The organism is Actinokineospora sp. UTMC 2448 (assembly GCF_024760565.1).
Lineage (GTDB): Bacteria > Actinomycetota > Actinomycetes > Mycobacteriales > Pseudonocardiaceae > Actinokineospora > Actinokineospora fastidiosa.
In genome coordinates this window covers 5,479,543-5,503,710 of the sequence record NZ_CP031087.1, presented here as the reverse complement: position 1 = coordinate 5,503,710, position 24,168 = coordinate 5,479,543, and the positions used below count along the sequence as shown (strand labels likewise).

Below are 24,168 nucleotides of genomic sequence, written 5' to 3'. Positions count from 1 at the left end.
GAGCCCTCGCCCGAACTGCATCGCGAGCCATCGGCGCCAAAATGCTGCGCATAAACGTCACCCAGTGGTGGGAGCCAGCCACGCTGAGTACCCTGAACCGAGACGGCTCGACGTTCGGGAACTGGGCGGGGATAAGGATGGGCGCATCCGGTCCACGGCACAAGGGTTCGGCCGCTTCCCCTGGTCGCCACTGTGGTGGCTGCGGGATGGTGCTCGCCTCCGACAACCCGGCGAGTTTGTGCAGCAGGTGCCACCGCGAGCAGCGCGACCAGCTCCGTACCCCGCCCGCCCAGCTGCGGCGTGAGTTCTTTGAGACAGAGGAGTTCCAGGACGCCTTTCGGAGTCAACACATCGGGAAAGTTCTCAAGGCATATCGCAACCATCCACGCCATCGTCAACTGTTCGGCAAGGCGTTGAATCAAGAACTTCTGGGGCGCTGGCTGGGGCTCACGCAAGCGCAGGTGAGCAAGCTTGAAAACGGGAAACCGGAACAGAACCTCGAAACGCTGAGGAACTACGCCAGAATACTGCATCTACCGCAACACCTGTTGTGGTTCGACCTTCCCGGTCAGAGCAGGCTGACAGGGCCGCGTAGTGAACCAGCGAGTCGTGGCGACCTTCTGGTGGCCAGCACCGGGATGGATACCCTCGAACTGCTCAGGCGCGTCCGCGCGTCGGCTGTCAGTTCGTCAACCACGGATGCGCTTGATATCACCATCGAGCAGTTGTGTTGCGACTATTCGCACGCCGACGCCAACACTCTGATGTCGACTGCCCGGAATTGGCTCAGCAGTATGACGGAACTGCTCGGCAACCGCTTGACGCTATCCCAGCACCGGAAGATTCTGCACAACGCCGGAATGCTGGCCCTGCTGGTGGGATGCTTGGAATACGATATCGGTGACGCCCGGGCTGCTGAGGCTACCCGGCGCATGGCGTTGGAACTAGGCAAGGAATGCGGCGACCCGGCCATCATCGGTTGGGCTCATGAGATGCTCGCCTGGTTCCACCTCACGACCGGAAACTACCGGGCGGTGATTCCAGTCGCGGATTCGGGAGTCCTGGCGGCTCCTTCGCATTCTGTCGCGGTCCAACTCTACGGGCAGCAGGCTAAAGCGTACGCCCGGCTCGGGATGGTCGAGGAAGTGCACAAGTCCCTTGAGTTGGGCCGAGCCCTGCTCGATCGGCTTCCCTACCCGGACAACCCGGGGAACCATTTCGTAGTCGATCCCGACAAGTGGGACTTCTACGCGATGGACACCTATCGCATCGTCGGCCAAGACCAGCTGGCAAGGAGAAATGCCGAAGAAGTGATCCGGCGGAGCGTCACTCCCGAGGGCGTTCTCCTCGCTCCGATGCGGAACGCCGAGGCCCAACTGACACTCGCCGTCGTCGCCGCGCGTCAAGGTGACACGGACGAGGCAGTCGCGATAGGCGTCCGCGCCCTCCAGAACGGCCGTCAGAGCCGCCCATCCCTGCTGATGGTGGCGACGGAGCTCGCGCAGGAGTTGGAGTCGTATGGCGGAGGTGTGGGCACAGAGTTCCGGGCGATGCTGGCCGAAGTGAAGCGCGGCAAGTAGCTACTTCACCAAGACTCCGGTGGCTCTACGAAAGCCTTGCCGACGTCCCGGACCAGTGTCATGGCGCGTCGGGCCCAGTCCGGTGTGGCGCCCGCGAGACCGCAGGACGGCGTCGGCACCGCCCGCTCCGCCAGGATCGTCCTCGGGAATCCGAGCCGGTCCACCAACCGAAGTGCCGGGTCGGCGGCAGCGCGCAGGGTGGGCGCCTGGGCGGGTTCGACTCCGGGGATCACGCCCAGGAACAGGACCGTCCCGTCCTCCCAAGCCTCCCCGATTTCGTCCAGCGCTGCCGCGTCCATCGCCAGGGTCGCGTCGAAAGCGATTGCGTCCGCGCCCGCCGAGCGCAGTAGGGAGACCGGGGGGCGGGGGGCGCAGCAGTGGACGATCACCGGTTGGCCGGTGGCTTCCCGGGCCGTCTCCACCAGGGTCGACAGGACCTCCCGGGCGTCCGGCTCCGCGACCGCGGGCACCGTGCCGTAGCCGGAGGGGGTCGGGACCGTGCCGTTGAGGACGGCGGGGAGGCCGGGCTCGTCGAACTGGACGACGATCTCCGCGCCCGTGCGCCTGCGGGCGTCGGCGACGTGCTGGGTCACGCCCTCGGCGAGGGAGGCCGTGACATCGCGGAGGGCGCCGTGGTCGGTGATGACGCGGTGGCCTCGGGGGAGTTCGATGCCCGCCGTGAGGGTCCACGGGCCGGGCAGTTGGAGCTTGAGCACCGGCGGTGCCGCGCCCGCCCGGCCGATGGCCTCCTCGACGGCGTCGAGGTCGCGGCGCAGGAGGTCGACCGCGCGGCGGTGGTCGCCGCCAGGGCGGGCGGTGATGCGGTAGCCGCTGGGCACAAGCTCGACGGCGATGTCGACCAGCAGGGCCGCGCCTCTGCCGAGGATGTCGGCCCCGAGTCCGCGCGCGGGCAGTTCGGGGATGTGCGGGAACTCGGGCAGCTCGCCGAGCACGACGGCGGCGGCCTCGACCGGTTCACGCCCGGGCAGCGACCCGATTCCGGTCGCCGCCCCCGGGGCCCAGGGTGCGGTGCTCATTGCCGCAGTTTGGCAGAGTGGCGGCATGGACCAGGTCGCGGCCGCAGCCGAGCGCATCGCCCCGTACATCCGCCGCACCCCGATCCTGCGCGCCGAGGTCGACGGCAGGCCGGTGGTGTTCAAGCTGGAGCACCTGCAGCGCACCGGCTCCTTCAAACTGCGCGGTGCGCTCAACGCGCTCCTCGGCGGGCCCGCGCCCGAACACGTCGTGACCGCGTCCGGCGGCAACCACGGCGTCGCCGTCGCCACCGCGGCGAAGCTCCTCGGCCTGCCCGCCACGGTCTACGTCCCGGAGACCGCCCCCGCCGCCAAGGCCCGCCGCATCGAGGCGGCAGGCGCGAAGCTGGTCCGCGTCGGCTCCTCCTACGCCGAGGCCAACACCGCCGCCCGCGTCGAAGCCGAGGGGTCCGGCGCCCGCTACGTCTCCGCCTACGACGACCCGCTGGTCGTCGCGGGCCAGGGCACCTGCGCCGCCGAGGCCGTCGCCGACGCCCCCGACATCGCGGCGTTCGCGGTCGCCGTGGGCGGCGGCGGGCTGGCCGCCGGGACCGTCCTGGGCGGCGGGCGGCCGGTGATCGCGGTCGAGCCGGACGGCTGCTGCGCCCTGCGCCGCGCGTTGGACGCGGGCCACCCGGTCGACTCACCGGTCGACTCCGTCTCGGCGTCCGCGCTGGGCGCGACCCGGGTCGGCGACGTGCCGTTCGGCATCCTCCGGGGCGCCCGCTCGGAGCTGGTGACCGACGCCGAGACCCTGGCCGCGCGCGACCGGCTCTGGGAGGAGTTCCGGCTGGCCGTCGAGCCCGCGGCCGCCGTCCCCTTCGCCGCCTGGCTGAACAGCCCCGGCGAGGCATTGACCTGCGTGATCCTTTGCGGCGCCAACTCCGACTGGACGCCTGCCTGATCACGCGGGCGTGACCCCCGCGGGCAGGGCGTCGCTGGCGACGAGCGCGTCCACGTGCGCCCGCAGCACGGACCGGAACGCGCGCGCGGCGATCGTGGGCGGCGCGTCGCTGCGGTGGGCGAGGGCGACCGTGCGGCGCAGCCCCGGGCCGACCAGCGGCGCCGAGTGCAGGCGCGGCCGGTCGACCAGCACCAGGCTCGGCACGACGGCCACGCCCAGCCCCGCCTCCACGAACCGCAGGACGGCGTCCATCTCGCCGCCCTCGACGGCCAGCGCGGGCTCGAAGCCCGCGGCCAGGCACGCCCGCAGCGTGGTCTCCCGCAGGTCGTAGCCGCGCCGGTACATCACCATCGGGCGGTCGCGCAGGTCGGTCAGCCGCACCCGCGCGGGCAGCTCCGTGGCCGCGGCCACCATCAGGTCCTCCCTGAGCACCGGCGTGGCGTGCAGCGCGGGGTCGACGCCCTGCGGCGGGACGATCACCAGCGCGAGGTCGAGGTCGCCCGCCACCAGCGCCCGGGTCAGGTCGCGGGAGCCGCCCTCCTCCACCAGCAGCCGGACCCCGGGGTGCTCGTCGTGGAACCGGCGCAGGACGTCGGCCAGCACGCCGACGCACACGCTCGGCGTCGCGCCCAGCCGGATGCGGCCGCGGCGCAGACCGGCCAACTCGGCCACCTCCAGCCTGGCCGAGTCCACATCGGACAGGATGCGCTTGGCGATCGGCAGCAGCGCCTCGCCAGCCGGGGTCATGGCGACCGCGGGCGTGCGGGTGAACAGCGGCGTCCCCAGTTCCGACTCCAGCGCGTGGATCTGCTTGCTCAGTGAGGGCTGCGCCACATGCGACCGCCGCGCCGCCCGGGTGAAGTTGCGGGTCTCGGCCACGGCCAGGAAGTACGCCAGCTGCTGGAGCGTCATAGCCCCAGGCTATCGAGTCGAGCGGGTTCATGTATTGGACGACTGATCGAACGCGCGCATAGCGTGGGCGGCATGCTCACGGAATCACCGGTGCGGCAACGGATTTGGACCACAGTTGGCCGCAAAGCCGTGATGGCCGTCACCGGAATCGTGCTCCTGGCCTACGTCCTGGTGCACATGGCCGCCAACCTCAAGGCGTTCGCAGGCCAGGAGTCCATCGACGGCTACGGCCACTTCCTGCGGGAGTTCCTGGAGCCCGTGTTCGGCTACGGCGGCTTCGTCTGGATCGTCCGCGTGGTCCTGCTCGCCGCCGTCGTGCTGCACATCGCGGCCGCCGTGTCGCTCACCCGGCAGGCCCGCAAAGCGCGTCCGATCCCGTACGCGGTCAAGCAGGGCGGGTATGCCGCGCGCACGATGCGGTGGGGCGGCGTGATCATCGCCCTGTTCGTCGTCTACCACATCCTCGACCTCACCGCGGGCGTGCTCAACCCGCACGGCGTCCCCGGCGAGATCCACGCCAGCGTCGTCGCGGGCTTCAGCCGCTGGTACGTCGTCGCCTTCTACACCCTCGCCGTCGTCTCGCTCGGCTTCCACATCCGGCACGGCATGTGGAGCGCGCTGCGCAGCCTCGGCGCCAGGACCGCGGCCCAGCCCGCCGCGCTCGCGGTCGCCGTCGCCATCACCGTCGGGTTCCTCTCCGTGCCCTACGCCGTCCTGTTGGGGGTCATCCGATGAACTACACCGAGGGCGCACCGCTGCGCGACACCCGCGCCCCGGACGGTCCGCTGGAGACCCGCTGGGAGCGGCGCAGGCTGGCCGCGCGCCTGGTCAGCCCGGCCAACCGGCGGCGGATGAGCGTGATCGTCGTCGGCACCGGCCTCGCGGGCGCCTCGGCCGCGGCGACCCTGGCCGAACTCGGCTATCAGGTCCTGTCCTTCTGCTACCAGGACAGCCCGCGCCGCGCGCACAGCGTCGCCGCGCAGGGCGGGATCAACGCTGCCAAGAACTACGCGGGCGACGGCGACAGCACCGCCCGGCTGTTCCACGACACCATCAAGGGCGGCGACTTCCGCGCGCGGGAGTCCAACGTGTACCGGCTGGCCGAGGTCAGCGGCGCGATCATCGACCACTGCGTGGCCCAGGGCGTCCCGTTCGCCCGCGAGTACGGCGGCCTGCTCGACACCCGCTCCTTCGGCGGCGCGCAGGTCTCCCGGACGTTCTACGCGCGTGGGCAGACCGGTCAGCAACTCCTGCTGGGGGCGTATCAAGCGCTTGCGCGGCAGATCCACGCCGGGCGGGTGGTCAGCAGGCCGCGCACGGAGATGCTGGACCTCGTCGTGTCGGACGGCCGCGCGCGCGGCGTCGTGGTGCGCGACCTGGTCACCGGGGAGATCACCACGCACACCGCCGACGCCGTCGTGCTCGCCACCGGCGGCTACGGCAACGTCTTCCACCTGTCCACGAACGCCAAGGGCAGCAACGCCACCGCGATCTGGCGCGCCCACAAGCGCGGCGCGTGGTTCGCCAACCCGTGCTTCACCCAGATCCACCCGACGTGCATCCCGGTCGGCGGCGACCACCAGTCGAAGCTGACCCTGATGAGCGAGTCGCTGCGCAACGACGGCCGGGTCTGGGTCCCCGCCCGCCCGGGCGACCCGCGCAGGCCAGCGGAGATCCCGGAGTCCGAACGCGACTACTTCCTCGAACGCCGCTACCCGCGCTTCGGCAACCTCGTCCCGCGCGACATCGCCGCCCGCGCCACCAAGGCGGTGTGCGACGAGGGCAAGGGCGTCGGGCGCGGGGTGTACCTGGACTTCGCCGACGCCATCGCCCGGCTCGGCCGCGACGTGATCGCCGAGCGCTACGGGAACCTGTTCGAGATGTACCAGCGGATCACCGCGGAGGACCCGTACTCCACGCCCATGCGCATCTACCCCGCCGTGCACTACACGATGGGCGGCCTGTGGGTGGACTACGACCTGCGGTCGACCATCCCGGGTTTGTTCGTCGTCGGGGAGGCCAACTTCTCCGACCACGGCGCGAACCGCCTTGGGGCGAGCGCGCTGATGCAGGGCCTGGCCGACGGGTACTTCGTCCTGCCCGCGGTCATCGGCGACTACCTGGCCGACGGCCCGTTCGGCGCGGTCTCCCCGGAGGCGGTCGACGAGGCGGAGGACTCCGTGCACGCCACCGTCGCCGCCCTGCTGGCGGTGAACGGCGACCGCACCCCGGAGTCCTTCCACCGCGAGCTGGGCCGCGTCATGTGGGACCACTGCGGCATGGAGCGCTCCGCCGACGGCCTGGCCGAGGCGCTCAAGCGCATCCCCGACCTGCGCGCCGACTTCTGGCGTCGGGTGAAGGTGACCGGCTCGGGATCGGCGCTGAACCAGACCCTCGAACACGCGGGCCGCGTCGCCGACTTCCTCGAACTGGCCGAGCTGATGTGCCTGGACGCCCTGCACCGCGCCGAGTCCTGCGGCGGCCACTTCCGCGCCGAGAGCCAGACCCCCGACGGCGAGGCCCGCCGCGACGACGAGCGCTTCGCCTACGTCGCGGCGTGGGAGCACACCGGGGGAACCCCTGTCCTGCACCGCGAGGAGCTGGCCTTCACCGCGGTCCGGCCGAGCGAGCGGAGCTACCGGTGAAGTACACCCTGCGCGTCTGGCGCCAGAACGGCCCCGACGACCGCGGCCGCCTCGTCGAGTACACCGTCGACGGGATCACGCCCGACATGTCGTTCCTGGAGATGCTCGACGTCCTCAACGAACGCCTGCTGCTCGACGGCGACGAGCCGATCGCCTTCGACCACGACTGCCGCGAGGGCATCTGCGGCATGTGCGGGCTGATGATCAACGGCACCGCCCACGGGCCGCAGAAGGCGACGACCACCTGCCAGCTGCACATGCGCGAGTTCGACCCCCGCAAGCCGATCACCATCGAACCGTGGCGGGCCCGACCGTTCCCGGTTGTCCGCGACCTCGTTGTGGACCGGTCGGCGCTGGACCGCGTCATCGAGTCGGGCGGGCACGTGGGCGTCCACGCCGGCGCCGCCCCGGACGCCCACGCCGTGCCGGTGCCCAAGCCGGACGCCGACCGCGCCTTCGCCGCCGCGGCCTGCATCGGCTGCGGCGCGTGCGTGGCCGCCTGCCCCAACGGCTCGGCGATGCTGTTCACCGCCGCGAAGGCCGTCCACCTGGCCGCCCTGCCGCCGGGCCAGCCCGAGCGCGGCACCCGCGCGCTGACCATGGTCCAGACCCAGGACGACCTCGGCTTCGGCGGCTGCACCCAGGCAGGCGAGTGCGCGACGGCCTGTCCGAAGGAGATCGGCACGGACGTGATCGCCCTCCTCAACCGCGACGTGCTGTGGAAGGTCGATTGATGACCTAGGGCGAGTTACTTGTCCTGGTCGGGTTGGACGGGAAGGTGTGCGGGGGCGGCGGTGACGGGGCGTCCGGAAGCGGATGCGCTTGCTCGACGAAACGCTGCTTCTCGACCATGCCGCGAGCCGCGAACTCCCACTGCTGCTCCGTCGCGTCCTGCCGTTGCCCGCTGCGCAACGGCAGGGTGGTTGCGCCCACCCCGGGAACCCCGATCCCCTTCCTCATCACGTCCGCAGCCGTTCTCGGCGCACCGATCGACGTCCTCGGGACGTTAATGTTCGAGGTTGCTGGCCGACGAAGTCCGGGGGTGCTCCGCGTTGGCGATGGCGGGAGGGGACAACGAAATCTTGATGGGCGATAAGAGCCGCGCCGAACTACTCGGCATCGTGCGCCGTGGTGAGGTGGTCTCGGCCACGGATGCGCTGCTGTGCATAGTCCTGAACGAACCTGACAACAGGTGGGTCGAGCAGGTGGTGCTCGAGTGCCTCGAAGCGGGGAAGACGGAGGCTGTTCGGCAGTTGGCCGTGACCTGTGTCGGTCATATCGTCCGGTTGCACGGGGAGTTGGTCGACTCCCGGCTGCGGAGGAAGTTGGACGAGTACGCGAAGGACCCGATCTACGCGGGGTTGGTCGAAGCCGCGCGGGACGACATCGAGGTGTACGAGCGGCGTGGCCCGTTCTGAGCTGCTTCGTCAGTTCGTTGATCAGTTGATCTGCGTGCACCCCACTTCCGTCGCAGGTCCGTGCCGCCAGCCAACCACGGTGCCGTTGTCGGTGCCCCGGCGTAGCGTGGCGCGCACCACATTCGAGGAGGGGCGATGACGCAGGAAGTGCTGGTGGCGATCGGGACGCGCAAGGGGCTGTTCCTGGCGTCCAGCGACGGGTGGAAGGTGACGGGGCCACATCATCCGATGACCGATGTGTACGCCGTGGCCATTGATACGCGCGGGGAGAAGCCCAGGGTGTTGGCCGGGGTGACCTCGGAGCACTGGGGCCCGAGCGTGGCGGTGAGCGACGACCTGGGGCAGACCTGGGAGGAGCCGGACCACGCGCCCGTCGCCTTCCCGGAGGACACCGGGGCGACGCTGGGGCGGGTCTGGCAGCTCGCGCCCGGTCCGGCGGACCAGCCGGACGTCGTCTACGCGGGCACCGAGCCGTCGGCGCTGTTCCGCTCCACCGACGGCGGGCGCACGTTCGAGCTGGTGCGCGGCCTGTGGGACCACCCGCACCGCAAGGACTGGTTCCCCGGGTTCGGCGGCCAGGCCGTGCACTCGGTGATCCCGCACCCGACCGACGCCGACCACGTCACCGTCGCCATGTCCACCGGCGGCGTCTACCGCACCACCGATGGCGGGGCCACTTTCCACCCCAGCAACTCCGGCATCAAGGCGTACTTCCTGCCCGACCCGTTCCCCGAGTACGGGCAGTGCGTCCACAAGATCGCCCAGCACCCGTCCCGCCCGGACCGCTTCTACGCGCAGAACCACCACGGCGTCTACCGCAGCGACGACGGCGGCACGACGTGGAAGTCCATCGCCGACGGCCTGCCGTCCGACTTCGGCTTCCCGATCGTGGTCCACCCGCACGACCCGGACACGGTCTACACGTTCCCGCTGGTCGCCGACGGCCACCGCTTCCCGCCGGACGGCCGCTGCCGCGTCTACCGCAGCCGCGACGCGGGCGAGACCTGGGAGGCGCTCGACAACGGACTGCCGAAGACCCCGTACTGGACCACGATCCTGCGCGACGCCATGTGCGTGGACAACGCGGACCCCGCGGGCGTCTACTTCGGCTCCCGCTCCGGCGACGTCTACGGCAGCCGCGACGGCGGCGACACGTGGGTCCGCATCGCCGAGAACCTGCCGGACGTGCTCTCCATCCGGGCGGCGGTGGTCTAGATGACCGTCACCGTCCGCCTGCCCAATGTCCTCCGCCCACGCGCGGGCGACCAGCCCAAGCTCGACGTCGACCTCGCTCCCGACGCCACTCTCACCGACCTCCTCGACGTGCTGGCCCACCGACACCCCGCCCTCGAACGCCGCCTCCGCGACGAACAGGGCGCCCTCCGCCGCTACGTCAACTTCTTCATCGACGGTGAGGAGTGCCGCCAACTCCAGGGCAAGGACACCAGGCTGCGGGCGGGCGCGGAGATCCAGATAATCCCGTCGGTGGCAGGCGGATAGGGGAGTTGCCGAACGGGCCGGTGGGCGCGCAGGTGCAGGCTTCCCGGATGAGACCCGTCCGGCCGGACGGGCGGGTGAGGGCTGCCGTTGGGCGCGCCTTCACGGGCCACGTCCGCTGAGCGCGCCCAGTTGTCCTGCCTGCCCCGGGCCAACGGTCAGCCGGTGGCGGCGACGCCCGCGCGGACCGTTGGCAGGACCCGCTGCCCAGCCGCGCCGCGCCAGCCTGCGGCGAGCGGGCTGGCTTGGGGTGGTCGGGCTGGCTTGGGGTGACTGGGCTGGCTTGGGGTGGTCGGGCTGGCTTGGGGTGGTCGGGCTGGCTTGGGGTGGTCGGGCTGGCTTGGGGTGACTGGGCTGGCTTGCGGTGACCGGGCCAGCTTGCGGTGACTGGGCCAGCTTGCGGTGACCGGGCCAGCTTGCGGTGACTGGGCCAGCTTGCGGTGACTGGGTCTGCCTGCGGTGACTGGGCCAGCTTGCGGTGGCCGGGCGAGCCCGCGGTGACCGTGCCAGGCGGGTGCGCCTTTCCCTGAACCACCCGGCCCGGCCGCGTCCGTTTGGCAGGATGGCCGGGTGACTCCCGCCGACCGCGCTGCCGCCTTCTGGGCCGCCTGGCACCACCATTTGCCCACAATCGCCGCCGCCCTCGGGGATGGTGAGCCGCAGCGGGTCGAGGCGTTGTTGTGTGAGCTGGTCGCCGAGTTGCATCCCGATCTGCACTTCGCGCTCGAACGGGGGGAGCGGGCCATCTACGCGTTGGTCGTGTCCGGGCAGGAGGACCCGGAGCTGCGGCCGCTCACCGACGCCTGGAAGGCCGCCGCTCCGCCCGATGACGCCATCTGGGAGTTCCACGACTCCGTGCCGCCGGTGCCCGACCCCACCCAGGTCACCGTCAACATCGGCGCCCACCGGCTCGCCCTGGCCGACGTGCGGGTGCACGCGCAGGTCGACGGGGACGTCGTCGACGTCGCCGTGCACCACCCGCTGCTGTCCGAGCTGGCCCCCGACATGCGGCAGGCCATGACCTTCCTCCCGCTGGACGCGACGCTCGGGGAGCGGGTGGCGGGGGAGCGGCTGCGGCGGGTCGAGACGGCCGAGCAGGAGCCCGCCGACAGCATCGGCCTGCTGGAGCTCCGCGACCTCGTCCTCGGCCTCCCTCAGTAGCGGCGAGTGTCGGTCGTCCTGGCTACTCTAGGCCGGTGACCAGTGAGAACACGGAAAGCACCGACGTACCGGCCGACGTCCGCGACCGCCACGCCGTGCTGGCCGACGAGCTGCTGGGCCACCAGTTCCGCTACTACGTCCTCGACGCCCCCACCATCTCCGACGGCGAGTTCGACGCCCTGCTGCGCGAGCTGGCCGACCTGGAGGAGCGCTACCCGAGCCTGGTCACCCCCGAGTCGCCCACCCAGCGCGTCGGCGGGACGTTCTCCACGGAGTTCGCCGCGCACGACCACCTCGAGCGCATGCTCAGCCTCGACAACGCCTTCGACCTCGACGAGCTCGGCGCCTGGGTCGACCGGGTGCGCCGCGAGGCCGCCGACGCCCGCTACCTGTGCGAGCTGAAGATCGACGGCCTGGCCGTCAACCTCCTCTACGAGGACGGCAGGCTCACCCGCGCCCTGACCAGGGGTGACGGCCGCACCGGCGAGGACGTGACGCTCAACGTGCGCACCATGCGCGGCGTCCCCGAGCGGCTGACCGGCACCGACGAGTTCCCCGTCCCCCGGCTGGTCGAGGTGCGCGGCGAGGTGTTCTTCGAGGTCGAGGACTTCCTCGCGCTCAACGCCCGGCTCGTCGAATCCGGCAAACCGCCCTTTGCCAACCCGCGCAACACCGCGGCGGGCTCGCTGCGGCAGAAGGACCCCCGGGTCACCGCCTCGCGCAACCTCCGGCTCATCTGCCACGGCCTCGGCAGGCGCGAGGGCTTCGAGCCGACCGCCCAGTCCGAGGCGTACCGCGCGCTGGCCGCGTGGGGCCTGCCGGTCTCCGAGCACACGGTCGTGCTGGACGACCCCGACCAGCTCGCCGAGCACGTCAAGCACTGGGGCGAGCACCGCCACGACAACCCGTACGAGATCGACGGCATCGTCATCAAGGTCGACCAGGTCGCGCTGCAGCGCCGCCTGGGCACCACCTCCCGGGCGCCGCGCTGGGCGATCGCGTACAAGTACCCGCCGGAGGAGGCGACGACGACCCTGCTGAACATCGAGGTCAACGTCGGCCGCACGGGCCGGGTGACGCCGTTCGCGGTGATGGAGCCGGTGAAGATCGCCGGTTCCACGGTCGCGATGGCGACCCTGCACAACGCCTCCGAGGTCAAGCGCAAGGGCGTGCTGATCGGCGACCGCGTGGTCATCCGCAAGGCGGGCGACGTCATCCCCGAGGTGCTGGGCCCGGTGATCGACGTCCGGCCCGCCGACGCCCGCGAGTTCGTCATGCCGACGGAGTGCCCGGTGTGCGGCACGACGCTGCGGCACGAGAAGGAGGGCGACGCCGACATCCGCTGCCCGAACGCGCGCTCGTGCCCGGCGCAGCTGCGGGAGCGGCTGTTCTACCTGTCCAGCCGGGCGGCGCTGGACATCGAGGGCCTGGGCTACGAGGCCGCCGCGGCGTTGCTGTCCTCGGGTGTGATCACCGACGAGGGCGACGTCTTCTACCTCGACGAGGACAGGCTCGGGCGGGTGGACCTGTTCCGCACCAAGGCGGGGGAGCTGTCGGCCAACGGCCGCAAGCTGCTGGCGAACCTGGAGCTGGTGAAGGATCGTCCACTGTGGAAGGTCCTGGTGGCCCTGTCGATCCGCCACGTCGGCCCGACCGCGGCCCAGGCCCTGGCCCGCGAGTTCGGCTCCATCGACGCCATCCGCGACGCCGACGAGGAGCGCCTCGCGGCCACGGAGGGCGTCGGCCCCACCATCGCCGCCGCGGTCAAGGACTGGTTCACCGTCGACTGGCACGTCGACGTGGTGGAGAAGTGGCGCGCCGCGGGCGTCCGCATGGCCGAGGACCGCGACGACTCGGTCCCGCGCACGCTGGAGGGCCTGTCGATCGTCGTGACCGGCAGCCTGGCGACGTACAGCCGCGACGAGGCCAAGGAGGCCATCATGGCCCGCGGCGGCAAGGCGTCGGGCTCGGTGTCGAAGAAGACCGCGTTCGTCGTGGTGGGCGACGCCCCCGGGTCGAAGTACGACAAGGCCGTCCAGCTCAAGGTCCCGGTCCTGGACGAGCAGGGCTTCACCGTCCTGCTGGACGACGGCCCCGACGCCGCCCGCGAGGTGGCGACCGTCGGCGACGGCGCGGCCGAGCCGGAAGCGACCGAGTAACCGCCCTGGCAGGAGGCGCGGGACGGGCGCCTGCCTGGTCGGGCGGTGCCTGCCCGGCGGAACCGCTAGTCCGGCAGGACCACCGACACGATGCCCGCCAGGTGGGCCAGCCGGGCCACCTCCGCCGCGCGGAACATGGGCCCGCCGGGGCGGCCGACCAGCAGGACGCGCTCCGGCTTGCCCACCGGGGTCGCGGCCAGTTCGGTGCCCAGCTCGCGCCACGTCGGCGGGACCCAGCCCTCCTCGCCGTCGAGGACCGTCGCCCGGGCGAGGGGCATCCACGGCAGGTCGAGTTCCTGCAGCTCAGGGGCCGCCGTGGAGGCAGCGAGGCGGCCGGAGGGGCCCACCATCAGTGCCCAGCCAGCTCGGATGATCTTCGGCACGCCCTCGGTGAAGATCGACAGGCCGTGCGCGGGGTCGGCGGCCACCTCCTCGACCAGTTCCAGCTCGCGGTGGGTGTCCAGGACGCCCGCGTAGGGGCGCACGGCGTCCACCTCGACCCCGGTCACCGACTCCGCCGCGGTGATCAGCACGTCGGGGAGGCGGCCGCCGGGCAACTCGACCACCAGGTCGTCGATCGCCAGGCCGCCGACGCGCTCCACCACGTCGACACTGAGGATGTCGGCCCCGATGGCGCCGAGGGCGGTCGCGACCGCGCCCAGCGTGCCAGGGCTGTCCGGGAGCTGGACCCGGATCAGGAAGGACACCTCGAACGCCTCCCGCTGCTAATCGGTGTTGGGCGCCCGGACTCCCGGCCAGTCGCCATGCCGATCGCCGATTGTCGCAGACCGGGCATGGCGGGCGTCCACCACGGACCGGATGCCGGGACGAGAACCGGTTCGAGCCCGCGCCGCCCCGGCAAATAGACTCGGCCGGAAGACCGGACAACGAGACCCCGGGGGGTTCGCGCCCAGTGCCCAGCATTTCCCGCGACGAGGTGGCCCACCTCGCCCGCCTGGCCCGGTTGGCCGTCACCGACGCCGAACTGGACCTCTTCGCAGGCCAGCTCGACCAGATCGTGGGCGCGGTCGCCGCCGTCGGCTCCGTCGCCGACCAGGACATCCCGCCGACGTCGCACGCGGTGCCGCTGACCAACGTGTTCCGCGCCGACCAGGTCCGGCCCGGTCTGACCCAGGCGCAGGCGCTGGCCGCCGCGCCAGCCGCCGAGGACGGCCGCTTCCGCGTGCCGCGCATCCTGGGGGAAGAGGCATGATCCGCAAGACGGCCGCAGAGCTGGCCGACCTGATCCGCACCCGCGAGGTCTCCGCCGTCGAGGTCGCGCAGGCGCACCTCGACCGCATCGCCGAGGTCGACCCGGCCGTGCACGCGTTCCTCCACGTCGACACCGAGCGCGCGCTCAACGCCGCCAAGGCCGTCGACGAGGACGTCGCCGCCGGGCGCGAGCTCGCCTCCCCGCTGGCCGGTGTCCCGATCGCGGTCAAGGACGTCCTCACCATGCAGGGCGCGCCCACGACCTGCGGATCGCGCATCCTGGAGGGCTGGCACCCGCCGTACGACGCCACGGTCGTGCGCAAGCTGCTGGCCGCGGGCATGGTGATCCTCGGCAAGACCAACATGGACGAGTTCGCGATGGGCTCCTCCACCGAGAACTCCGCCTACGGCGTCACCCGCAACCCGTGGGACCTCGACCGCATCCCCGGCGGCTCCGGCGGCGGCTCGTCGGCCGCGCTGGCCGCCTTCGAGGCGCCGCTGGCCATCGGCACCGACACCGGCGGCTCCATCCGCCAGCCCGGCGCGGTCACCGGCACGGTCGGCGTGAAGCCCACCTACGGCACGGTCTCCCGCTACGGGCTCGTCGCCTTCTCCTCCTCCCTCGACCAGGCCGGGCCGTGCGCGCGGACGGTGCTCGACGCCGCCCTGCTGCACGAGGTCATCGCCGGGCACGACCCGATGGACTCCACCTCCATCGACGCGCCCGTCCCGCCGGTCGTCGCGGCCGTGCGCGAGGGGCAGGGCGGCGACCTGACCGGCGTGCGCGTCGGCATCGTCACCGAGCTGGGCGGCGATGGCTACCAGGACGGCGTGCTCGCGGCCTTCCACGACGCCGTCGAGCAGCTGCGCGCGCTCGGGGCGGAGATCGTCGAGGTCTCCTGCCCGAGCTTCGACCTCGCGCTGCCCGCCTACTACCTCATCGCGCCCAGCGAGGCCTCGTCCAACCTGGCCCGCTTCGACGCGATGCGCTACGGCCTGCGCACCGGGGACGACAGCACCCGCAGCGCCGAGGACGTCATGTCGCTGACCCGCGAGGCCGGGTTCGGCGCCGAGGTCAAGCGCCGGATCATGCTCGGCACCTACGCGCTCTCCGCGGGCTACTACGACGCCTACTACGGCTCCGCGCAGAAGGTCCGCACCCTCATCACCCGCGACTTCGCCGCCGCCTTCGACAAGGTCGACGTGCTCATCTCGCCGACCACGCCGACCACGGCGTTCCGCATCGGCGAGCGGGTCGACGACCCGATGGCGATGTACCGGGCGGACCTGTGCACCATCCCGGCGAACATGGCGGGCAACGCCGCGCTGAGCGTCCCGTGTGGACTGGCCGACGGGCTGCCGGTCGGCCTGCAGATCATGTCGCCCGCGCTGCAGGACCACCGCGGCTACCGGGTCGCCGCCGCCTACGAGGCGGCCCGCGACGCCGCGCAGGGCGGCGCGCTCATCCACCGCGTTCCCGAACTGGAGGTCGCACACTGATGGCCGACGAGAACAAGATCCGCGGCGCGATCCGCCTCGCCAGCTCGGTGGCCTCCACCACCAACGCGGTGCGGACGTTCAAGACGGCGCGCGAGGAGAAGGACCAGCTCGCCCTGGTCAACGCGATCGCCAGCGTCGTGGTCGCCATCACCGCGATCCTGCTGGCCGTCCGGAACCTGCGGAAGGCGGCCAAGTGACGTCCACTGTGGAGCTGATGGACTACGCCGACGTCGTCGCGCGGTTCGACCCGGTGCTCGGGCTGGAGGTGCACGTCGAGCTGTCCACGAACACGAAGATGTTCTGCGGCTGCCCGACGGCCTTCGGCGCCGAGCCCAACACCCAGGTCTGCCCGACCTGCCTCGGCCTGCCCGGCTCGCTGCCCGCGCTGAACGGCAAGGCGGTGGAGGCGGCCATCCGCATCGGCCTCGCGCTGAACTGCGAGATCGCCGAGTGGTGCCGCTTCGCGCGGAAGAACTACTTCTACCCGGACATGCCGAAGAACTTCCAGACCTCGCAGTACGACGAGCCGATCGCCTTCGACGGCTACCTCGACGTCACGCTGGAGGACGGCGAGGTCGTGCGGGTGGGCATCGAGCGCGCCCACATGGAGGAGGACACCGGCAAGTCCCTGCACGTCGGCGGCGCCACCGGCCGCATCCACGGCGCGGACTACTCGCTGCTGGACTACAACCGCGCGGGCGTGCCGCTGATCGAGATCGTCACCAAGCCGATAACCGGCACCGGCGAACGCGCTCCCGAGGTCGCCCGCGCGTACGTGACCGCGCTGCGCGACCTGCTCAAGGCGCTGGACGTGTCCGATGTCCGGATGGACCAGGGCTCGCTGCGCTGCGACGCCAACGTCTCGCTCATGGCCAAGGACGCCACCGAGTTCGGCACCCGCACCGAGACCAAGAACGTCAACTCGCTGCGCAGCGTCGAGCGGGCGGTGCGCCACGAGATGACCAGGCAGGCGGCCGTGCTGGCCGCCGGCGGCTCGATCCTGCAGGAGACCCGCCACTTCGACGAGGCCACCGGGCACACCAGCGCGGGCCGCCGCAAGGAGACCTCCGAGGACTACCGCTACTTCCCCGAGCCGGACCTGGTGCCGATCGCGCCGTCCCGGGAGTGGGTCGACGAGCTGCGCGGGACGCTGCCGGAGCTGCCGTGGGAGCGCCGCAGGCGCATCCAGGCCGAGTGGGGCCTGTCCGACGCCGAGCTGCGCGACCTGGTGAACGTCGGCGCGGTCGACCTGATCGCGGCCACCGCCGACGCGGGCGCGCCCGCCGCCGAGGCGCGCTCGTGGTGGGTGTCGTACCTGGCCCAGCAGGCGAACACGCGCGGCGTCGAGCTGGCCGAGTTGCCCATCACGCCCGCCCAGGTGGCCGCGGTGATCGCGCTGGTCGCCGACGGCACGCTGACCAAGGCGCTCGCCCGCGAGGTCGTCGACGGCGTGCTGGCGGGCGAGGGCGAGCCCGCCGAGGTCGTGGAGAAGCGCGGCCTGAAGGTCGTCTCCGACGACTCCGCGCTGTACGCGGCGGTGGACGAGGCGCTGGCCGCCCAACCGGACGTGGCCGCCAAGATCCGCGACGGCAAGGTCGCCGCCGCAGGCGCCATCGTCGGCGCGGTGATGAAGGCGACCAAGGGCCAGGCGGACGCCAAGCGTGTCCGGGAACTGGTGCTCGAACGCTGCCAGTGACGCTTTAGCGACGCGGTGAAGGGGTCCCGACCGGTGGCCGGGACCCCTTGCTGTCAGTCCGCCTGCCGCTGGTCTGGCTAGCCGGGTGTGGTGGCAGGGGTTTGCCGCGGTGAGGCTGCTGTGGCGGGCCCGTGTGGTGGTGAAGGCGGCCCTTGTGGTCCGGGAGTTGCGTGCTCGACCGGCGTTGGTGACCTGGTGAGGGCCCTTGCCGTCAGTCCGCCCCGCCGCCGTCGCCGTGGGTCGGGATGATGGCGATGGCGCGGTCGTCGCTGGTCGCGGGTTTGCCGCCGTGCTTGTTGGCGGTCGTGGCGACCGCCATGGAGTCGTTGACCAGGTCCAGGCCCGCGAGCCTGCCGAAGCCCTCGTCGCCGTCCATGGTGACCTGGGGTTTCCCGGTGAAGGTCCCGTCCGGGGCCTGCGGGAGGTTCTGCAGGTGGCCCGCGCTCGACATGGCGATCCACAGCGCCTGCGACGTCGACGCGCAGCCCGCGACGCCCGGCTTGTCCTTCCACGACCACGCCGGGGTGCCCAGCGGCCTGCCGTACTCGACGCGGTGGACGACGTCGGCCTTCGCCGTGCGGTCGGTGACCCACGTGCGCGAGCCGTCCAGGGAGGCGCAGACGCCGCCCGGGCTGGTCAGGCCGCTGGCGACGATCGCCGAGGCCGGGTCCGGGTTCTCCGGGTGCGGTTTGCCGCCCGCGGTGATGCGCAGCAGCTTGCCCGCGAGCGACTTCGGGCCAGCGGGCTTGCCCGCGTTGCCGGTGGCCAGCAGCAGGGCGCCGGTGTGGTCGAGCGCCAGCGCGCCCCGGTTGCCGGACGGGCCGCGCGGGATGCCGGTGAGCACCGGCTTGGCCACGTCGCCCGGGGCGATGCGGACCAGCCGGTTGTCGGTCTTCGTGGTGACGTAGGCGAAGATCAGCTGGTCCTCGACGTACGACGGGGACAGGGCCAGGCCGGTGAGCCCGCCGTCGCCAGCGGCGTCGACCGCGACGGTGGCCACGACCTTCGGCTCGGTGTCCTTGCGGACCAGCAGGATGCGGCCGGTGGTGCGCTCGCCGACCAGCGCGGACGGGTCGCTGCCGTCGCCGGGCAGCGCGGCCACGGCCACCGGCGAGTCCAGGCAGGTGGCGAGCACCGCGGGGTTGAAGTCGGTGCAGCCGTCCGGCGGGGGGATGGACTGCGGCGGCTGGTTCCCGCCCTGGCCGCCGCCGCCTCCGGAGCCGCCGCCCTGCTCGCGGGGCTGGGGACCGGCCTGCGGGGTCAGCGGGACCTGCGGCTGCCAGCTCTGGGGCGGCGGCTGCGCGGTGAACGTGGCGCACCCGGTCACGGTCATGACCACGCCGGTGGCCAGCGCTGCGAGGTTCCGGCGTCCCATGGGTCCAGGCTAGGCGCCGGGTCGTGAACCGCTGGTTAGGGCGGGTGCCGGTGACGGACGCCCTACGCTGCGTTGCGGATTAGGGTCGGGAGCCGTGACGGTTACGGTTCTGGTTCCCGATGAGCACGGCGTCGCGGCGCTGTCCGACCTCGACGGCGTGCGCGCGGTGCGGTACCCCTCCCTGGACGAGCTGCCCGCCGAGGCCGCCGAGGCGCAGGTGCTCGTGCCCGGCATCGGCGTCCCGCCCGGCCCGGACGTGTACTCCCGCCTGCCCGCGTTGCGACTGGTGCAACTCCTGACGGCGGGCGTGGAGCACTGGACCGGGACGGTGCCGGAGGGCGTCATGCTCTCCACCGGCCGCGGCGCGCACGGCGCGAGCACGGCCGAGTGGGCGATGACGGCCCTGCTCACCGTCTACCGCGAGTTCCGCGAGTTCGAGGCCGCCCGGATCGAGCGGCGGTGGGCGTCGCACGTCACCGAGACCCTGCAGGGCAAGCGCGTGCTGGTCCTCGGCGCGGGCGACCTGGGCCAGGACCTGCGCCGCAAGCTCGACGCCTTCGACGCGCACGCCACCCTCGTGGGTACCCGCGCCCGCGACGGCGTCCACGGCCTGGACGAACTGGACGCGCTGATCCCCGAGCACGACGCCGTCGTGCTGGTCGTGCCGCTGACCTCGGCCACCCGCGGCATGGTCGACGCGAGGTTCCTCGCCCGGATGCCCGACGGCGCGATCCTGGTCAACGCCGCGCGCGGGGCCGTGGTGGACACCGACGCGCTGCTGGCCGAACTCCGGTCCGGGCGGCTGCGCGCCGCGCTGGACGTCACCGACCCGGAGCCGCTGCCGTCGGACCATCCACTGTGGTCGGCCCCGGGACTGCTGCTCACCCCGCACGTCGGCGGGGCGTGCGCGGGCCACCGGGACCGGGCGTACCGCGTGGTCGCCGAGCAGGTGGCGCGGTTCGTCGCGGGGGAGCGGCCCGCCAACCTCGTGCGCGGGGAGTACTGATCGCCTAGTCTGCGCGCGTGAGTAGCGAGAGCGATTACTTCCGGCCCTCGGAGGCGCAGAGTACCGCCGCCTACGACAGCCCGTACGACACCAACGACACGACCGTCCTCACCAGGCCGGACACCGAGGCCGACCGCCGCCCCGACCCGCACCGCTGGCACGTGGGGGCCGACCTCGGCCTCCTCGTGCTGCGGGTGGTGCTCGGCGCGCTCGTGCTCGCGCACGGCCTGCAGAAGGTCTTCGGGATCCTGGAAGGACCCGGGATCGAGGGCTTCGCCACGGTCCTGACCGCGTTCGGCTTCCAGCAGGCGACCCTGCTGGCCTGGATCACCGGCGTCACCGAGCTGGTGGCGGGCCTGCTGCTGATCATCGGCCTGTTCACCCCGGCAGCGGCCTCCGCCGTGGTCGGCATCCTCATCAGCGCGATCTGGGTCCGCGTCGACGTCAACCTCTTCGCCGGCGGCGTCGAACTGGAGACGATCTACCTGGCCGCCGCCTTCGCCCTGCTGTTCACCGGGGCGGGCCACATCTCCCTCGACCGCAGGTCGCCGTGGTTCCGCCGGGCGCCTGCGTTCGGCTTCATCTTCCTGATCCTGGCCCTGGGCCTGTCCGCGGTGGCGCTGTTCGTCATGCGGTAGCAGCACTACCGAGGTTGCTGAGCGAAACATCGGCTCGAATTCACCGGACACCGCAAAGGGTCGTACGGGTCGAGAAGTGCTACGAAGAACTCTGCCGCGCTGGCTGGGCCGTCTTCGCGCAGCCAGCGCGCCAGGCAGACAATGGTGACGGCAGCCGCTCCTGCTTGTTTGAGCGCCAAGGCCGCTGACTGGGCGGAGCTGCCGGTCACCCACGTGTCTTCCACGACGAGCACATGCCTGCCAGCCACCAAGTGCGGGGCGTCGACGCTGAACATCCCCTGCAGCACCCGCCGATCAAAGATGGACGAACGGGCAGTGAGGCCGACGTACGGAAGCGGTGGATTTGAGAACGAGGACGATCCCAGACCAGCCTTCAGGCAGAGCCGCAGCAGTGGATGCTCCCCGACACGGCTGTGCCTGCCGGACGGGACGCAGGTCCATGCCGTCCAAGGGCTGCCGACACCAGCCTCCGCGCATCCCCGGTGCCAGCGGAGCGCCACTGCGAGCATCGTCGTCAGGTCAGTGACACATCCGGGTCCAGGGTAGTTGGCCTTGTACGACCACATGTGCTGCTCAGACTGGTGCCTCCCCCTGGTTGACCGGTGTTCGCCGCACCGCCGGTATGCGTAGGCGACCACCAGGACCTGGTCCGCGATCTGGCTGCCCCACGTCGAATACGCTTCATTGCATTGATAGCAGAGTGTGTACTTCGATTCGATGGGGATAGCGCATACGGCGCAAGTGCGGTTGCGGATCCAGACGGAGTTCCTGAAGAACGCGCCCACCCGGTTTCGAACGGCCTGGCGCACGCCCTGTACGACCTGTGGCGACAGCGGGCTGACGTCAGGCATTCTCAGATGCTCGCGGCCCGCAAGAGGCGGTTCACAGCCTCATCGTCGTCCTGCGAGAGTTCCAGCACGCGAAGGACGTCGGAAAGTCCCGCGACGACGTGAACCCCTGGTTGGCCGACCATTGCTTTCGCCCACGAATTGGCATCCACCACGCGATCCGTCAGGAGTATTGGCCTACCGTGCTCGACGGCGTTGCGCGCTTGGATGCGTGTGCCGCTCCGCTCGCCCGCCTCGACCACGATCGTCGCATTCACATAGCCCGACATCACCGCGTTCCGCATGGGAAAACTTGCCCTGTTGGGTCGTGCGTCCGGCCAGAATTGGGACAGCACCATCCCGCGTTGAGCGATCCGATCGTGGAGCCTGCGGTTCTCCGCCGGGTAGTAGTGGCGAATACCTGTCCCGATTACCGCGACTGTCCTCGCACCGACATCCAGGGCCGCGGTGTGGGCCGCGGAATCGATGCCCGCCGCACCCCCGCTGACGATGGTGAAACCGCGTTCACCGAGGCCGCTCGCGAGCCGGGCCGCGATCTCGAGACCACGTTCAGAGGCTTTCCTGGAACCGACGATCGCAACCGCGCGCGCGTCGTCGGCGAGGGCGCCGCGCGTGAAGACGATCGGCGGCATGTGCAGAACGTCGCGCAGTTGGTTCGGGTAGCTCTCGTCCAGGATCGTGTACACCCCGAAGCCAGCCGCCTCCCATGCGTCGATCGCCTGGGCGGCTTCCTCGAAACGGGTCTCGTTCGCGGTGGTCGTGGAGAACAGATCTCCAGGGCACAGTTCGTCGAAGACCGCGACGGCACTGCCGCGATCGGCGACCTGGTCGGTGATTCGGCGCCAGGTCGCACCTCCTGGCCGGTCCTGCAGGAGCGCGACGAGCGCGCCCCGTTCCTTCCGGCTGGTCATGGGGCCACAGTATCGGCTAGGTCTGACGGCCGCGCTATCCACTGAGCTGGTATTTCGGCTCGTGGACAGGTCCGACCAGGTGAAAGGCGGGGAGGGGCGTGGGCCCTCCCCGCCTTTCCGGTCACGCGGTCTCGGTGATGGGGCGGTCCACCCAGGACATCAGGCCGCGGAGCTTGCGGCCGGTCTCCTCGATGGGGTGCTCGGCGCCCTGCTGCTGGAGCTTGGTGTAGTTCGGGCGGCCCGCCTCGTCCTCGGCGACCCACTCGCGGGCGAAGGTGCCGTCCTGGATCTCGCCGAGGATCTTCTTCATCTCCGCCTTCACCGCGGGCGTGATGACGCGCGGACCGCGGGTGAGGTCGCCGTACTCGGCGGTGTCCGACACCGAGTAGCGCTGGCGGGCGATGCCGCCCTCGTACATCAGGTCCACGATGAGCTTGAGCTCGTGCAGGACCTCGAAGTAGGCGATCTCCGGGGCGTAGCCCGCCTCGGTGAGCACCTCGAAACCGGCCTGGACCAGCGCGGACGCGCCGCCGCACAGCACGGCCTGCTCGCCGAAGAGGTCGGTCTCGGTCTCCTCGGTGAACGTCGTCTTGATGACGCCCGCCCGCGCGCCGCCGATGGCCGCGGCGTAGGACAGGGCCAACGCCTGGGCGCCGCCGGTCGCGTCCTGGTGCACCGCGATCAGGCAGGGCACGCCCTTGCCGTCGACGAACTGGCGGCGCACGAGGTGGCCGGGGCCCTTGGGCGCGACCATCGCCACGTCCACGTTCGCGGGCGGCTTGATGAGGTCGTAGCGGATGTTGAAGCCGTGGCCGAAGAAGAGCGCGTCGCCGTCCTTGAGGTTCGGCTCGATGTCCTCCGCGTAGATGAAGCGCTGCTTGGTGTCCGGGGCGAGCACCATGATCAGGTCGGCCTCGGCGGACGCCTCGGCCGGGGTGAGCACGCGCAGGCCCTGCTCCTCGGCCTTGGCCCGGCTCTTGGAGCCCTCCGGCAGTCCGATGCGGACGTCCACACCGGAGTCGCGCAGGCTCAGCGCGTGCGCGTGGCCCTGGCTGCCGTAGCCGATGACGGCGACCTTGCGGCCCTGGATGACGCTCAGGTCGGCATCGGCGTCGTAGAAGATCTCGACGGACATGGGGACGGATACTTCCCTTCGGTAATGGATCTAGCGGACGGCGGTCGCGGTGATGGACCGCGGTCCGCGGCCGATGGCGACCATGCCGGACTGGACCATCTCGCGCACCCCGTAGGGCTCCAGCATGCGCAGCAGCGCCTCCAGCTTGTCCGCGGTGCCGGTGGCCTCCACGGTCAGGGCCTCGGGCGAGACGTCGACGACCTTCGCGCGGAACAGCTGCACCGTCTCCAGCACCTGGCTGCGGACGGTGGCGTCGGCGCGCACCTTGACCAGCAGCAGCTCGCGCTGCACGGCGGCGGCCGGTTCCAGCTCCACGATCTTGATCACGTTGACCAGCTTGTTCAGCTGCTTGGTGACCTGCTCCAGCGGCAGTTCCTCGACCGCGACCACGATCGTCATCCGGGACACCTCCGGATGCTCGGTCGGGCCGACGGCCAGCGAGTCGATGTTGAACCCGCGCCGGGAGAACAGGCCCGCGACCCGGGCCAGCACGCCGGGCTTGTTCTCCACCAGGACGCTCAGGGTGTGGGTGCTCAT

At 71.4% G+C, this 24,168-nt stretch carries 24 protein-coding genes; 16 read left to right on the top strand and 8 right to left on the bottom strand.

All coding sequences use genetic code 11. The annotated features are described in order from the left end of the window. Positions 1-206: 206 nt before the first annotated feature. Positions 207-1,580, top strand: coding sequence for a helix-turn-helix transcriptional regulator (locus Actkin_RS25115; RefSeq protein ID WP_258904473.1), 1,374 nt, complete (start codon positions 207-209; stop codon positions 1,578-1,580). Positions 1,581-1,585: 5 nt separating this feature from the next. On the opposite strand, the gene Actkin_RS25110 is transcribed toward Actkin_RS25115, so the two are convergent. Beyond that, complete coding sequence (locus Actkin_RS25110; RefSeq protein WP_258904472.1) at positions 1,586-2,617, bottom strand: methionine synthase; 1,032 nt, start codon at positions 2,615-2,617, stop codon at positions 1,586-1,588. Positions 2,618-2,642: 25 nt separating this feature from the next. Between Actkin_RS25110 and Actkin_RS25105 the strand changes: the two genes are divergently transcribed. Beyond that, the gene (locus Actkin_RS25105) at positions 2,643-3,518 is read left to right on the top strand and encodes a serine/threonine dehydratase (RefSeq protein ID WP_258904471.1); all 876 of its coding nucleotides are present in this window, start codon (positions 2,643-2,645) and stop codon (positions 3,516-3,518) included. Here Actkin_RS25105 and Actkin_RS25100 read toward each other — a convergent pair whose 3' ends face one another. After that, entirely contained in the window at positions 3,519-4,430 is a 912-nt protein-coding gene (locus tag Actkin_RS25100) for a LysR family transcriptional regulator (RefSeq protein WP_258904470.1), read from the bottom strand. A gap of 132 nt (positions 4,431-4,562) precedes the next feature. Between Actkin_RS25100 and Actkin_RS25095 the strand changes: the two genes are divergently transcribed. The 8 genes from Actkin_RS25095 to ligA all read left to right on the top strand — a co-directional run bounded on the left by Actkin_RS25095 (position 4,563) and on the right by ligA (position 13,310). Beyond that, positions 4,563-5,165, top strand: coding sequence for a succinate dehydrogenase cytochrome b subunit (locus tag Actkin_RS25095; protein WP_258904469.1), 603 nt, complete (start codon positions 4,563-4,565; stop codon positions 5,163-5,165). Beyond that, on the top strand, positions 5,162-7,075 hold the full coding sequence (locus Actkin_RS25090; protein ID WP_258904468.1) for a fumarate reductase/succinate dehydrogenase flavoprotein subunit: 1,914 nt from the start codon (positions 5,162-5,164) through the stop codon (positions 7,073-7,075). Before Actkin_RS25095 ends, Actkin_RS25090 begins: the two co-directional genes overlap by 4 nt. Beyond that, positions 7,072-7,809 (top strand): succinate dehydrogenase/fumarate reductase iron-sulfur subunit, encoded by a 738-nt coding sequence (locus Actkin_RS25085; RefSeq protein WP_258904467.1) that lies wholly within the window; start codon positions 7,072-7,074, stop codon positions 7,807-7,809. Before Actkin_RS25090 ends, Actkin_RS25085 begins: the two co-directional genes overlap by 4 nt. A gap of 285 nt (positions 7,810-8,094) precedes the next feature. After that, positions 8,095-8,493, top strand: a complete 399-nt coding sequence (locus tag Actkin_RS25080; protein WP_258904466.1) for a hypothetical protein — start codon at positions 8,095-8,097, stop codon at positions 8,491-8,493. Positions 8,494-8,628: 135 nt separating this feature from the next. Further along, entirely contained in the window at positions 8,629-9,708 is a 1,080-nt protein-coding gene (locus Actkin_RS25075) for a WD40/YVTN/BNR-like repeat-containing protein (RefSeq protein ID WP_258904465.1), read from the top strand. After that, positions 9,709-9,993: a ubiquitin-like small modifier protein 1 gene (locus tag Actkin_RS25070; RefSeq protein WP_189213439.1), complete on the top strand. Its 285-nt coding sequence runs from the start codon at positions 9,709-9,711 to the stop codon at positions 9,991-9,993. Positions 9,994-10,560: 567 nt separating this feature from the next. Next, positions 10,561-11,151: a hypothetical protein gene (locus Actkin_RS25065; RefSeq protein WP_258904464.1), complete on the top strand. Its 591-nt coding sequence runs from the start codon at positions 10,561-10,563 to the stop codon at positions 11,149-11,151. A gap of 35 nt (positions 11,152-11,186) precedes the next feature. Beyond that, entirely contained in the window at positions 11,187-13,310 is a 2,124-nt protein-coding gene (gene ligA / locus Actkin_RS25060; RefSeq protein WP_258904463.1) for an NAD-dependent DNA ligase LigA, read from the top strand. Between the two features lie 65 nt (positions 13,311-13,375). Here the strand turns inward: ligA and Actkin_RS25055 are convergent, their stop codons facing one another. Beyond that, complete coding sequence (locus Actkin_RS25055) at positions 13,376-14,017, bottom strand: ACT domain-containing protein (protein WP_189213436.1); 642 nt, start codon at positions 14,015-14,017, stop codon at positions 13,376-13,378. Between the two features lie 206 nt (positions 14,018-14,223). Between Actkin_RS25055 and gatC the strand changes: the two genes are divergently transcribed. Genes gatC through gatB form a run of 4 tightly spaced genes read left to right on the top strand, consistent with a single transcriptional unit; the run spans position 14,224 to position 17,718 of the window. After that, a complete protein-coding gene (gene gatC / locus Actkin_RS25050; RefSeq protein ID WP_189213435.1) occupies positions 14,224-14,523 on the top strand; it encodes an Asp-tRNA(Asn)/Glu-tRNA(Gln) amidotransferase subunit GatC in 300 nt (99 codons plus the stop codon). Next, positions 14,520-16,022: an Asp-tRNA(Asn)/Glu-tRNA(Gln) amidotransferase subunit GatA gene (gatA, locus tag Actkin_RS25045; RefSeq protein ID WP_258904462.1), complete on the top strand. Its 1,503-nt coding sequence runs from the start codon at positions 14,520-14,522 to the stop codon at positions 16,020-16,022. The genes gatC and gatA overlap by 4 nt, the downstream gene beginning before the upstream one ends. Next, complete coding sequence (locus Actkin_RS25040; RefSeq protein WP_189213433.1) at positions 16,022-16,219, top strand: hypothetical protein; 198 nt, start codon at positions 16,022-16,024, stop codon at positions 16,217-16,219. The genes gatA and Actkin_RS25040 overlap by 1 nt, the downstream gene beginning before the upstream one ends. Further along, the gene (gene gatB / locus Actkin_RS25035) at positions 16,216-17,718 is read left to right on the top strand and encodes an Asp-tRNA(Asn)/Glu-tRNA(Gln) amidotransferase subunit GatB (protein WP_189213432.1); all 1,503 of its coding nucleotides are present in this window, start codon (positions 16,216-16,218) and stop codon (positions 17,716-17,718) included. The genes Actkin_RS25040 and gatB overlap by 4 nt, the downstream gene beginning before the upstream one ends. 211 nt (positions 17,719-17,929) lie before the next feature. On the opposite strand, the gene Actkin_RS25030 is transcribed toward gatB, so the two are convergent. Further along, positions 17,930-19,093, bottom strand: coding sequence for a PQQ-dependent sugar dehydrogenase (locus Actkin_RS25030; RefSeq protein ID WP_189213431.1), 1,164 nt, complete (start codon positions 19,091-19,093; stop codon positions 17,930-17,932). Positions 19,094-19,187: 94 nt separating this feature from the next. Here Actkin_RS25030 and Actkin_RS25025 point away from each other — a divergent pair, with 94 nt between their 5' ends. After that, positions 19,188-20,099, top strand: coding sequence for a 2-hydroxyacid dehydrogenase (locus Actkin_RS25025; protein ID WP_189213430.1), 912 nt, complete (start codon positions 19,188-19,190; stop codon positions 20,097-20,099). 17 nt (positions 20,100-20,116) lie between these two features. Then, positions 20,117-20,737, top strand: a complete 621-nt coding sequence (locus Actkin_RS25020) for a DoxX family protein (protein WP_189213429.1) — start codon at positions 20,117-20,119, stop codon at positions 20,735-20,737. Positions 20,738-20,742: 5 nt separating this feature from the next. On the opposite strand, the gene Actkin_RS25015 is transcribed toward Actkin_RS25020, so the two are convergent. From Actkin_RS25015 to ilvN, 4 genes are all read right to left on the bottom strand, one after another. Beyond that, positions 20,743-21,588, bottom strand: a complete 846-nt coding sequence (locus Actkin_RS25015; protein WP_258904461.1) for a ComF family protein — start codon at positions 21,586-21,588, stop codon at positions 20,743-20,745. 2 nt (positions 21,589-21,590) lie between these two features. Then, a complete protein-coding gene (locus Actkin_RS25010; protein WP_258904460.1) occupies positions 21,591-22,496 on the bottom strand; it encodes a DNA-processing protein DprA in 906 nt (301 codons plus the stop codon). A 121-nt stretch (positions 22,497-22,617) separates the two neighbouring features. After that, on the bottom strand, positions 22,618-23,631 hold the full coding sequence (gene ilvC, locus Actkin_RS25005) for a ketol-acid reductoisomerase (RefSeq protein ID WP_189213428.1): 1,014 nt from the start codon (positions 23,629-23,631) through the stop codon (positions 22,618-22,620). Between the two features lie 30 nt (positions 23,632-23,661). Continuing rightward, positions 23,662-24,168: an acetolactate synthase small subunit gene (gene ilvN / locus Actkin_RS25000; protein ID WP_189213427.1), complete on the bottom strand. Its 507-nt coding sequence runs from the start codon at positions 24,166-24,168 to the stop codon at positions 23,662-23,664.